General features: G+C 64.8%; 2 protein-coding genes. Both read right to left on the reverse strand.

What is annotated here, in order from left to right:
- A partial coding sequence (locus tag CCOS865_RS12245; RefSeq protein WP_119141101.1) for a non-ribosomal peptide synthetase occupies positions 1–5,719 on the reverse strand: 5,719 nt, incomplete at its 3' end.
- Between the two features lie 10 nt (positions 5,720–5,729).
- A complete protein-coding gene (locus tag CCOS865_RS12250) occupies positions 5,730–13,580 on the reverse strand; it encodes a non-ribosomal peptide synthetase (protein WP_119141104.1) in 7,851 nt (2,616 codons plus the stop codon).

Consider the following 13,580-nt stretch of genomic DNA (forward strand, 5'->3'; position numbering starts at 1 on the left):
CATGGGTACCTGGAACGTTCGGATTCAACGCTCCCTCTAGCAGATACCACGACAGGTCCGGGATCACCTCCCCAATCGGGCTGCTTGCACTTTTGTGCAGATCGTCCAAGGTGATCGGCCGGTAGGTCACGTGCACGGTGGTCTCGGTGATCCCGTACATGTTGATCAAGCGTGGCTGCTCGTCACCGAACACCTCGAACCAGGGCTTAAGGCTGCTTACATCCAGAGCTTCACCGCCGAATACCACGTGACGTAGCGCCAGGCGATTGCCGTCGCACGCGCCTTCGCAGGCGATCGGAACGAGCTGGCGGAACGCCGATGGCGTCTGGTTCAGCACCGTTACCTGCTCACGAATCAACAGCGCATGGAAGTCTTCCGGAGAACGCGCCACGTCCCTAGGCACCATCACCGCCTTGCCGCCATACACCAAAGCACCGAACAGCTCCCACACCGAGAAATCGAACGCGTAGGAATGGAACACCGTCCATACGTCGCTCGCGTCGAAGTGGAACCAGTCCTGGGTTGCCGCGAACAACCGGACCACGTTGTGGTGTGGCAGCAGCGTGCCCTTCGGCTTGCCAGTGGAGCCAGAGGTGTAGATCACGTAGGCGAGATTCTGCGGCGATATTTCGATGGCGGGGTTGGCTTCGCTGTAACCGGCCAGGCTCTGCTCGTCCAGTTCAAGGCAGTGAATGCCCGCAGGGATCGGCAGTGCATCACGCAGGTGCGCCTGGGTCAGCAGCAACTTGATACCGCTGTCTTCGAACATGTAAGCGAGGCGATCCTGCGGGTACTCCGGGTCCAACGGTACATAGGCGCCGCCAGCCTTGAGAATGCCCAACAGCCCAACGACCATCTCCAGACTTCGCTCCATGGCGATGCCGACCAGCACATCCGGCCCCACGCCCAGCTCAGCCAGCTTGTGCGCCAGTTGGTTCGCCCGGCGGTTCAACTCGCCATAGCTCAGCGCCTGTTCGCCAAACACCAGAGCCGTTGCATCGGGAGCCCCGGCTACCTGCGCCTCGATCAGTTGATGGATGCTGCGTGCGTCCGGGAAGCTCGTCCGGGTACGGTTCCAGTCCTGCAGAATCGAGTTCTGCTCGTCTTGGCTCAACAGCGGCAAGTCAGCCACGCGCTGCTCAGGCTGGCGAACAATACCTTCCAGCAAGTTCAGCCAATGCCGCACCATGCGTTCAATGGTTGAAGCATCGAACAGGTCAGTGGCATAGGTCAGCGCGGCACTAATGCCCTGCTCGTGTTCGAACGTGTCCAGGGTCAGATCGAACTTGGCGGTCTGGCTGTCCCATGCCAGCTCCTCAATCTCCAGACCCGGCAAGGTTCGGCGCTCGCCTATGGCCTGAGTTTGATGGTTGTACATTACTTGGAACAATGGACTGTGGCTGGGGTTACGCTCCACCTGCAGCGCCTCAACCAGTTGCTCGAATGGCAAGTCCTGATGGGCTTGCGAACCCAACACCCGCTGTTTGACCTGCTGCAACAGACCGCTGAAGGTCATCTGCGGATCGAACTCGGCGCGCAGCACCTGGGTGTTGACGAAGAAGCCGATCAGCCCTTCGGTTTCGACCCGGTTGCGGTTGGCGATCGGCACGCCGACACGGATATCCGCTTGCCCCGAGTAACGGTGCAGCAAGGCCTGGAAACTGGCCAGCAGGACCATGAACGGGGTCATGCCTTGTTGCTGGGCCAACTGTTTCAAAGCGCTGACCAGTTGCTCACCAAGGCTGATCGTCTGCCGGGTGCCACGATGGCTGGCCACTGCAGGGCGTGGACGGTCGATCGGTAGCTCAAGCACTGGCTGTTCGTCGCCCAGTTGCGCGGTCCAGTAAGCCAGTTGCCGCTCCTGCTCACCGGCCTCCATCCACCTGCGCTGCCAGATCGCGTAGTCGGCGTACTGGATCGGCAAGGGCGGGAGTCCAACCTCGAGCCCCTGGCTATAGCCTTCATAGAATCGCACCAGCTCATTGACCATTACCGGCATCGACCAACCGTCGGAGACGATGTGGTGCACGGTCAGTATCAGGACATGTTCATCTGCAGCCAGACGTAGCAAGCGGACCCGCAACATCGGGCCATTTTCCAGATCGAACGGAAGCTGTCCTTCAGCTTGAACACGTGCACGAAGACTGCCCTCCTCAACCTGTTCCGAAGCTTCCAATACCAACTCAAAGGGCAACTGCTGATGGACCACCTGGACCGCCTGCTCCCCTTCCATGCGGAAAGTGCTGCGCAACGTCTCATGACGGGCGATCAAAGCCTCGAAGCTTTGCTTCAGGGCCGCAATATTCAATTTCCCCTTGAGCAACAGCGCTGCAGGGATGTTGTAGATCGCGCTGGTCGGCTCCCATTGCCACAAGAACCATTGCCGCTGCTGGGCATAGGAAAGCGCCAGCGGCTGATCCCGTGAAATTCGCTCGATCAGTGTTTCCAGGGCCCGGGTAGCCAGCTCCGCGCACTTTGCGAATTCGGCCAGCGTGCGTGCCTCGAAGAGGCTGAGCAACTGCAGATCAATACTAAGCGTCCGACGAATCCGAGAGATCACCTGGACAGCCAGCAGAGAGTGACCACCCAACATGAAGAAGTTGTCGGTCAAACCGACTTTTTCCAGTTTGAGTACATCTGCCCAGATCACCGAAATCTGCTGTTCGAGTTCAGTCTGGGGGGCGATGTACTCAGTTAGTAACTCGTTGCCATCAGGCTGTGGCAACGCCTTGCGGTCGAGCTTGCCGTTCGGTGTCACCGGCAGCTTGCCGAGCAGCAGCAAGTGCGCCGGCACCATGTACTCAGGCAAGCCGGCCTTTAACGCTTCGCGTAGGTTATCGCGCAGTTGGGTTTGCGCATTAGCATGGTCGACCACGGTGGCATCGGCAGGCACCACATAACCCACAAGCTGCTTGCCACTCGGCACGTCAACAGCCAGTACCACGGCCTCCTGCACGCTTGGCAACTCCAGCAGTCGCGCCTCAATTTCACCCAACTCGATACGCAAGCCGCGGATCTTCACCTGGTGGTCGATACGCCCGGCGTAGTCGATCACGCCTTCGGCGCTGTAACGCGCCAGGTCACCTGTGCGGTACAGACGCCCGCCGTTTTCGCTAAACGGATCCGGCACGAAGCGCTCGGCGGTCAGAGACGGCCGCTGATGGTACCCGCGAGCAAGCCCCACCCCGCCCAGGTACAGCTCGCCAGCACTTCCGCGTATTACGGGTTGCAGGCCGCCTTCGAGGATATGGGTTTTGAGGTTGTCGATCGGCTGACCAATCGGCACGCTGATGCGCTCATCCGCACGGCAGGTCCAATGGGTCACGTCGATCGCCGCTTCGGTCGGCCCGTACAAGTTGTAAAGCCCCGCCGCCGGCAAACGCTCCAGGGTCTGACGCGCCAGCTCGGCCGGCAGCGCCTCACCGCTGCACACCACGCGCTTGAGGCTGCGGCACGTCTCGACCGCGTCGTGGGTCATGAACGCCTGCAGCATCGAGGGCACGAAGTGCAGCGTGCTGATGCCGTACTGGTTAATGGTGTCGACCAACAATTGCGGATCACGGTGCGCACCGGGCTGCGCTATGACCAGGCGAGCGCCAGTCAGCAGCGGCCAGAAGAACTCCCACACCGACACGTCAAAGCTGAACGGAGTCTTCTGCAGCACGCTGTCGGTGCCGTCTAGGCTATAGGCCTTCTGCATCCACCACAGACGGTTGACCAAAGCTTGATGGCTGTTGCCCGCGCCTTTCGGGCGGCCGGTGGAGCCAGAGGTGTAGATCACGTAGGCGAGGTTCAGCGGAGCCACGTCGACGCCTGGGTTGCTGTCGCTGTAGCCGGTCAGGTTCCCGGTATCCAGGTCCAGGGTGTGCAGGCCCGCCGGGATCGGCAGCGCGTCGCGCAGGTGGGACTGGGTCAGCAACAGGGCGATTCCGCTGTCTTCGAACATGTAGCTGAGGCGGTCTTGCGGGTACTCAGGGTCAAGCGGCACGTAGGCGCCGCCGGCCTTGAGAATGCCCAGCAGGCCAATGACCATCTCCAGGCTGCGCTCCATGGCGATGCCCACCAGCACATCCGGCCCCACGCCCAACTCACCCAGCTTGTGCGCCAATTGGTTGGCCCGGCGATTCAACTCGCCATAGCTGAGCGTCTGCTCGCCAAACACCAGCGCTGGCGCATCCGGGGACGCTTCGACCTGGGCTTCGATCAGTTGGTGAATGCTGCGCTCGCCGGGGAAATTCGCCTGCGTGCGGTTCCAATCCCGCACGATCAGATGTTGCTCGTCCTGGCTCAGCAGCGGCAAGTCAGCCACGCGCTGCTCAGGCTGACGAACAATCCCTTCCAGCAAATTCAACCAATGCCGCGCCATGCGCTCAATAGTCGAGGCGTCGAACAGGTCAGTGGCATAGGTCAGCGCGGCGCCGATCCCCTGTTCATTTTCAAACGTGTCCAGGGTCAGGTCGAACTTGGCAGTCTGGCTGTCCCACGCCAGCTCCTCCATCTCCAGCCCCGGCAGGCTGCCACGCTCGCCTTTGGCCTGGGTCTGGTGGTTGTACATCACCTGGAACAGCGGGCTGTGGCTCAGGTTACGCTCCACCTGCAACGCCTCGACCAGTTGCTCGAAGGGCAAGTCCTGGTGGGCCTGCGCGCCCAACGCCCGCGGCTTGACCTGCTGCAACAGGGCACTGAAGGTCATCAGCGGGTCGAGCTCGGCGCGCAGCACCTGGGTGTTGACGAAGAAGCCGATCAGCCCTTCGGTTTCGACTCGGTTGCGGTTGGCGATCGGCACGCCGACACGGATATCCGCCTGCCCCGAGTAACGGTGCAGCAAAGCCTGGAAACTGGCCAGCAGGACCATGAACGGGGTCACGCCTTGATGCTGGGCCAGCTGTTTCAAAGCGCTGACCAGTTGCTCTCCGAGGTCGATCGTCTGCCGTGCGCCTTGATGGCTCGGCACTGCGGGGTGTGGTCGGTCGATCGGCAGTTCCAGCACGGGGTGCTCATCGCTCAGTTGCGCGGTCCAGTAAGCCAGTTGCCGCTCCTGCTCACCGGCCTCCATCCAGTTGCGCTGCCAGATCGCGTAGTCGGCATACTGGATCGGTAAGGCCGGCAACTGAGTGTCAATACCGTGGGTGTGAGCTGCATAGAGCTGAACCAGCTCATTGATCATCACTGGCATCGACCAGCCATCGGTAACGATGTGGTGCAGGGTCAGCACCAGGACATGCTCGTCCGCCGCCAGACGCAGCAGGCGCGCGCGCAGCAGTGGGCCCAGCTCCAGGTCGAATGGCCGCTGGGCCTCGGCCTGCACACGGGCACGCAGACTGGCATCGTCAGTCTGCTCAAACGCCTCGACGGGCAACTCGAAAGAAATCTGTGGGTGGATCACCTGCACCGCTTGCTCCCCCTCCAGTCGGAAGGTGGTGCGCAGCGTTTCGTGGCGGGCAATCACTGCCTCGAAGCTGCCCTGCAGGGCAGCGATATCCAGGTGTCCCTTGAAGCGCAGGACTGAGGAGAGGCTGTAGGCCGAACCCACCTCCCCCAGCTGTGAAAGGATCCACAACCGTTGCTGCGCGTAGGAGAGCAGCAGCGGCTCTGCAGAATCCCGGGTGAAGATCGGCGTGACCCCGTAGAGGTTCACGCCTTGTTTCTTGAGCAAGGCTGCCAGTGCCTTACGTTTTGGGGTGGACAACGATACGACTGTATCGAGCAGCTCTTGCACAGGGACTCTCCTAAGAAATCAGGTCTTCAATTTCCTCCGTAGTAAGACGGTTGAGCACTGCCAAGGATTTAGCCAACTCGTCCTGAGCCGGATCGAAAGACTGTTTTTTGCCTGCAATTTCACGACTGAAGTCGCCCAGCGCCGGGAACTCGAAGAGGTCCTTGAGCGCCGCGGCTATCCCGAGCTGCTCTTGAATCCGGGCGATCACCGAGGTGGCCAACAACGAATGCCCACCCAGCGCGAAGAAGTTGTCCGTCAGCCCAACCTTCTCCAGCTTCAGCACATCGGCCCAGATCGCCGCAATCTGCTGTTCCAGTTCGCTCTGCGGCGCAACGTATTCACCCTGCAACAGGCTGGCATCCGGCGCCGGCAAGGCCTTGCGATCCAGCTTGCCATTCGGCGTAACCGGCAGTTTGTCGAGCAGCAGCAGGTGCGCCGGTACCATGTAGTCCGGCAGGCCGGCTTTCAGTGCTTCGCGCAGGTTTTCGCGCAGTTGGGTTGGCGCGTCGGCGATCTCTGCTGGCACTACATAAGCCACTAGCTGCTTGCCGCTTGGCCCGTCCAAAGCCAGCACCACCGCCTCCTGCACACTCGGCAGCTCCAGCAGCCGTGCCTCGATTTCGCCCAGTTCGATACGCAGACCGCGGATCTTCACCTGGTGGTCAATCCGCCCGGCGTAGTCGATCACGCCATCGGCGCTGTACCGCGCCAGGTCGCCCGTGCGATACAGACGACCGCCCTGGTCGTCGAACGGATCCGGCACGAACCGCTCGGCAGTCAACGACGGTCGCTGGTGATAGCCGCGAGCAAGCCCCACCCCACCCAAGTACAGCTCGCCAGCACTGCCAAGCACCGCCGGCTGCAAGCTACCCTCGAGGATATGGGTCTTGACGTTGTCGATCGGCTGGCCAATCGGCACGCTGATGCTCTCATCCGCTCGGCAGGTCCAATGGGTCACGTCGATCGCCGCTTCGGTCGGCCCGTACAGGTTGTACAGGCCCGCCGCTGGCAAGCGCTCCAAGGTCTGGCGTGCAAGCTCGGCCGGTAGCGCCTCACCGCTGCACACCACGCGTTTGAGGCTGCGGCACGTCTCGACCGCTTCATGGGTCATGAACGCCTGCAGCATCGAGGGTACGAAGTGCAGCGTGCTGATGCCGTACTGGTTGATGGTGTCGACCAGCAGTTGCGGATCACGGTGCGCACCCGGCAGGGCCATGACCAGGCGAGCACCGGTCAGCAGCGGCCAGAAGAACTCCCACACCGAGACATCAAAACTGAACGGGGTCTTCTGCAACACGCTGTCGCTGGCATCCAGGCCATAGGCTTTCTGCATCCACCACAGACGGTTGACCAAGGCCTGATGGCTGTTGCCCGCACCTTTCGGGCGGCCCGTGGAGCCGGAGGTGTAGATCACGTAAGCGAGGTTCAGCGGGGCCACGTCGACGCCTGGGTTGCTGTCGCTGTAGCCGGTCAGATCCTGGCTATCCAGGTCCAGGCTCTGCAGGCCCGCCGGGATCGGCAGGGCATCGCGCAGGTGGGACTGGGTCAGCAGCAGGGCGATGCCGCTGTCTTCGAACATGTAGCTCAGGCGGTCCTGCGGGTACTCAGGGTCCAGCGGCACATAGGCACCGCCGGCCTTCACGATGCCCAGCAGGCCAATGACCATCTCCAGGCTGCGCTCCATGGCGATGCCCACCAGCACATCCGGCCCGACACCCAACTCACCCAGCTTGTGCGCCAGCTGGTTGGCCCGACGATTCAACTCGCCATAGCTCAGCGTCTGCTCGCCAAACGCCAGCGCCGGTGCATCCGGCGCCGCGAACACCTGCGCCTCGATCAGCTGATGAATGCTGCGTTGGTCAGGGAAACTGGCCTGGGTACGGTTCCAGTCCTGCACGATCAGCTGCTGTTCAGCCTGCGCCAACAGCGGCAATTCACCCACCCGTGCATCCGCGTCCCGAACCAGCGCACCCAGCAGTTGGGCAAAGTGCCCCGCCAGTTGGCCAATAGACGCGTCGCTCCACACGCTGCGGTCGTGGCTGTACTGCATCGACAAGGTCGCGCCCAGCTCGACCACCAGCGTCAGCGGGTAGTTGGTCTGCTCCTGTACCGCGACGTCACCAAACCGCAGGCCCGCCGGTGCGCCTTGCTGCAGCGCATCGGAGATCGGGTAGTTCTCGAACACCAGCAGGCTGTCGAACAGCGCGTCGCCGCCCTGCCCCGCCCAGCGCTGCACGTCGTACAGCGGCGTGTGCTCGAACTCGCGCAGCGCCAGGTTGGTCGCCTGGACCTGGCCGATCCACTCGCCCACCGTCTGCTCGGCACGCGGGGCGCCGATCACCGGCAGGGTGTTGATGAACAGGCCGATCTGCTCTTCCACGCCCGGCAGGTCGACCGGGCGGCCGGCCACCGTGGCGCCGAAGCAGACGCTGGCCTGGCCGGTGCAGCGTTGCAGCAAGAGCAACCAGGCGGACTGGACCAGGGTGTTGACCGTGACCCGGTTGGCCCGGGCAAAGGCTTCGAGCTGGGCGGTCTGCTCGCGGTCGAAGGCCAGGCGCTGCTCGCCGTAGCCACTGCCGTGGTGCTCTGCGCCGCTGCGCAGGGCCTGGGCCAGGCGGGTCGGTTCCTCGAGGTGGGCCAACTGGCCCTTCCAGAAGGTTTCAGCGACGGCGCCGTCCTGGCTTTGCAACCAGCCGATGTAGTCGCTGTAGTGGCTGGCCGGGGCCGGGATGGCGACGCCGGCGTAGCGCTGCAGCACTTCACCGAGCAGGCGCGAGGTGCTCCAGCCGTCCATGAGGATGTGGTGGTTGGTGTAGATCAGGTGATGGCGGCTGTCGCCGGTGCGCACCAGTTGCAGGCGCAACAGCGGCGCCTCATCGAGCACGAAGCCGCGTTGCCGCTCGCCTTCGGCCAGGGTCTGCAGGGCCTGCTCGAGCGCCGGCTGGCCGCGCCAGTCATGCAGGCTCAGCGGCAGTTGCACGGTGCTGCGCACCACTTGTACTGCCTGTTCCAGGTCACCCTGCCAGACAAAGCCGCTGCGCAGGATGTCATGGGCATCGAGCGCGGTCTGCCAGGCCTGCTCGAAGCGCTGCACGTCCAGGCCGTCGACGTCCACCCGCAGCTGGTTGATGTAGTTGCCGGCCTGCTGCTCGTAGAGGGTGTGGAAGAGCATGCCTTGCTGCATCGGCGACAACGGGTAGAGGTTGTCGATCTGCCCGGCCGCCAGCGGCAGGCTGTCCAGCTGGGCTTGGGTGAGCCGTGCCAGGGGGAAGTCCGAAGGCGTGACGCCCTGGTGCTCGGCCTGGCAGCAATGCTCGACCACGTCGGCCAGGGCCTGCTCGAAGGCCTGGGCGAGGCCGTCGATAGTGGCGGGCTGGTAAACGTCTGCGCTGTAGGTCCATTCCAGGAACAGCTCACCGCCATACACCTGGCCGGTGATGCTCAGGTCGTTGCCCAGCGGCGCACCGGCGCACTGGGTGCGGCCGGCGCTCTCGCCGCTGGGGCTGAACAGCGCGCCCTCGGCGGTGCTGAAGCTGCCGTCGAACTGGCCCAGGTAGTTGAAGGTGACCTGGGCCTGGGCGCCACGGCCGAGCTGCTCGCGGATCGCCGGTGCGCCGCGGTAGCGCAACAGGCCGTAGCCGATGCCTTTGTCGGGCACGGCGCGCAGTTGCTCCTTGATCGCCTTGATCGACTGGCCGAGCTCTGCCTGGGGCGCCAGGCGCACCGGGATCAGGCTGGTGAACCAGCCCACGGTGCGGCTGAGGTCGATGTCGTCGAAGAGGTCTTCGCGGCCGTGGCCTTCGAGCTGGATCAGCACCTCGGGCTGCGCGCTCCACTGGCACAGGGTGCGTGCCAGGGCAGTCAGCAGCAGGTCGTTGATCTGCGTGCGGTAGGCGGCCGGGGCCTGTTTGAGCAGCTTGGCGGTGTGCTCGGCATTCAGTCGCGAGGCGGCGGTACGGGCATGCTGGTTGTCCAGGCTGCCTTGGGGGTTGTCACGCGGCAGCTGCGGGGCGCTGTGATCGACGGCCTGCAGCCAGTAGTCGGCCTGGGCCTCGAGCGCGGGGCGGGTGGCGTGGGCGACCAGGCGCTCGGCCCAGGTCTTGACAGAACTGGTCTTGGCCGGCAGCGCCACAGGCTTGCCCTGCACACGTTGCTGATAGGCCTCTTGCAGGTCTTCCAGCAGCACCCGCCAGGACACGCCATCGACCACCAGGTGATGGACCACCAGCAGCAGCCGTTGCTCGCCGCCGGCGATGTCGAACAGCTCGGCGCGCAGCAGCGGGCCCTGCTCGAGGTCGAGGCTGGCTTGCACCTGCTGGCCCGCGGCGTCCAGCTCGGCGAGGTCGGCCAGGGCGCGTTGACGCAGCAATGGCGTGCTGTCGGCGACCTGGAAGCGGGCCTGCCATTGCCCTTCGTGGTGGCTGAAGCGCAGGCGCAGGGCATCGTGCTGGGCGAGTACGGCGCGCAGCGCGGCCTCCAGGTGCTCGACCTGCAATGGCGCGGTCGACTTGAGCAGCACCGACTGGTTCCAGTGCTGGCGCTGGGCGATGTCCATTTCGAAGAAGCGTGCCTGAGCAGGCAACAGTACCGCTTCACCGAGGGTCGCGGCGTCCACCGGCGCGGCGGCCGGCGGCTTGGCTTCGACGCGCTTGGCGACCGCGGCCAACTGGGCAATGGTCTGCTGCTCGAACAGTTGCTTGGGGCTGAGCTTGATGCCCTGGCGCTTGGCCCGGGCAATGATCTGCAGGCTGAGGATCGAGTCGCCGCCCAGCTCGAAGAAGTTGTCACCGGTGCCGACCCGCTCCAGCTTGAGCACATCGGCCCAGACGGCGGCGAGCTTCTCTTCGATCTCGCCGACCGGCGCCACATAGCCCCGGCTGACGGCACCCGGGACTGGCAGGGCGCGCTTGTCGAGCTTGCCGTTGGCGGTCAATGGCAAGCGCTCGAGCAGAACGATCTGCGCGGGCACCATGTAGTCGGGCAGGCAGGCCTGCAGTTGCGCTTGCAGCGATGGGACGGTGACCCCGTCTGAAACCACGGCATACGCCACCAGTTGCAGGCGCTCGCTGTCACCTTCGAGCGGCAGCGCGAGGACCACGGCGTCGTTGACGTCGGCGAGGCTGGCGAGCACCCGGCCGACTTCGCCCGGCTCGACCCGGTAACCGCGAATCTTCACCTGGTCATCGGCGCGGCCGATGAATTCGACCAGGCCTTCGGCGCTGAGGCGGGCACGGTCGCCGGTACGGTACAGGCGAGCACCGTCCGCTGCCGGCACGAAGCGCTCGGCGGTCAGCGCTGGCTGCCCGAGATAACCCTGGGCGACGCCTTGGCCACCGAGGTAGAGCTCGCCGGCAACGTGCGGCGCGAGCGGGTTGAGGTAGGCATCCAGCACGCGGCTGCAGGCGTTGCCCAGCGGCCGACCGACCGGCACCGTGCGGCACCCGGCCAGGCGCTCATGCGGCTCGTGGGTCAACACGCCAACCGTCGTTTCGGTCGGCCCGTAATGGTTGATCACGCGGCACGCGGGGCGAAGCTGACGAACCTTGTCCAGCACACTCCAGGCGCACGCTTCGCCGCCCAGGATCAGCGCATGGGCGGGCAGCACATCGGCCGCACGCGCAGCTTGCAGCAGGCCCTGCAGATGGCTCGGCACCAGTTTCAGCACGCCGACCTGGTGCTGCGCCATGTACGCGGCGAAACCATCCGGATCGAATGCCAACTCGTGCGGCAGCAGGTGCAGCAGGCGCCCCGAGGCCAGGGCGCCGAACAGCACGGTATGGCCAAGGTCGGCCGCGGTGGTGGAGACCATGGCCATGCTCGCCTCGGCCGGCAACTGCAGGCGCTCCAGCACCGCCTGGACGTAGCTGGCCAAGGCGCCGTGGCTGACCACCACGCCTTTCGGCTGACCGGTCGAGCCGGAGGTGTAGATCAGGTAGGCGGGCTGCTCGGGGTGCAGCAACACGGCCACCGGGCTGGCGCTGCAGCCTGTCCAGGTGAGCGGGTCAAAGGCGATCACCTCGAGGCCGCGGGTGCCACTGAAACGGCTGTCGCCCGGCTCGTGCAGCAGCACCGCCGCGCCACTGTCGGCAATCAGCTGGTGCAGGCGCTCCTGCGGTTGCTGGGTGTCCAGCGGCAGGTAGGCGGCGCCGGTCTTGAGCACGGCCAGCAAGGCCGTGACCCACTCGATCGAACGCGTCTGACACAGCGCAACGATGCTGCCGACGCCTACCCCGCGCTGGCGCAGGTACGCGGCCAGGCGGTTGGACTCGGCTTCGAGCCCGGCCTGAGTCATGAAGCGCTCGCCGGCACGCACGCCACCCTGGGCCTGGCCCAGCGGCCTGGCCTGCTGCCAGAGGGCGAGGATATCGCTGTGCGGGTAGTGTTGCAGGCTGGCCTGCGCGCTGACGGGGGCTTCGAGGTGGGCCAGGATCGGTTGCTCGGGGGCCTGGGTCAGCACCTCCAGCACCTTGCGCAACGAGGCCGCCAGGCGCTCGATGGTGGCCGCTTCGAAGAGGTCGGTGGCGTAGGTGAAGTAGCCCTCGATGCCGTCCGCTTTGTCGGAGAAGTCGAAGGCCAGGTCGAAGCGGGCATCGCCGCCTTCACGGGCAAAGCTCTCCACTTCCAGCGAGCCCAGGCGTTTGCGCGCCGGTTGGCTGCCGGCCACATGCTGGTTGATCTTGAACTGGAACAGCGGGTTGTGCGCCAGGTTGCGCTCGGGCAGCAAGGCATCGACCAGGTGCTCGAACGGCAGCTCCTGATGCGACTGGGCGCCGCCGATGACCGCTTTGACCTGCTCCAGCAGCTCGGCGAAAGTCGCGCGTTCGTCGACCTGCACGCGCAGCACCTGGGTGTTGATGAAGAAGCCGATCAGGCCCTCCAGCTCCTGACGGTTGCGCCCGGCGTTCGGTGCGCCGATGCGGATATCGGACTGGCCGCTGTAGCGCGACAGCACCACGGCCATGGCCGCCAGCATCAGGCCGAACAAGGTCTGTCCGCCCTTGCGCGCCTGCGCCCGCAGCGCCTCGGCCTGTTCGGCGGCGATCTGCAGCTTGACCACGGCGCCGCGATAGCTCGGGGTGGCCGGCCGTTCATGGTCCAGCGGCAGGCTCAGCAGCGGCTGCTCGTCGCCCAGCTGGGCTTGCCAGTAGGCCAGTTGGCGCTCGGCTTCGCCGGCTTCCAGCCAGGCGCGCTGCCAGATCGCGTAGTCGGCATACTGGATCGGCAGCGCCGGCAACTCGGCAGTCTTGCCTTCGGCCAGGGCGCTGTACAGCTGGATGAACTCCTGCACCAGCAGGTCGCTCGACCAGCCATCGGAGATGATGTGGTGCATGCACAGGGTCAACAGGTACTGATCGGCGCCCAGACGCAACAGCTTGACCCGCAGCAAGGGCTCGGCGAGCAGGTCGAACGGGCGCGCCAGCTCGGCGTCGACGGCCGCGCTCAACGCGGCTGGGTCCTGCCCGTCCGCGAACTCGACCCGCTCCACCGGCAGTGTGTCGGCGTCGAGGATGACTTGATGGAACTCACCCTCCTCCGCCACCAGCCGCGTGCGCAGCGACTCGTGCCGGCTCACCAGGGCGTCGAGCGCCTGTTGCAGCAGGCTCAGGTCGAGCGCGCCGTTCAGGCGTACGGCCATCGGCACGTTGTAGAACGAGCTGTCCGGCTCCAGCTGCCAGAGAAACAGCAGGCGCTGCTGGGCGAACGACAACGGGATGCGCGTCAGGCCCTGGCGCGCGGGGACGATCGGCAGCAGGCGGAAGCTCTGCCCGGAGGCCTGCATCTTGTCGAGGATCTGCTTGCGCTGTTCGAGGGGAAGGCCGACGAAGCGTTGTGCAATGCGTTGTGCTGCAGTGAGTTCCAT

The organism is Pseudomonas reidholzensis (genome assembly GCF_900536025.1).
Lineage (GTDB): Bacteria > Pseudomonadota > Gammaproteobacteria > Pseudomonadales > Pseudomonadaceae > Aquipseudomonas > Aquipseudomonas reidholzensis.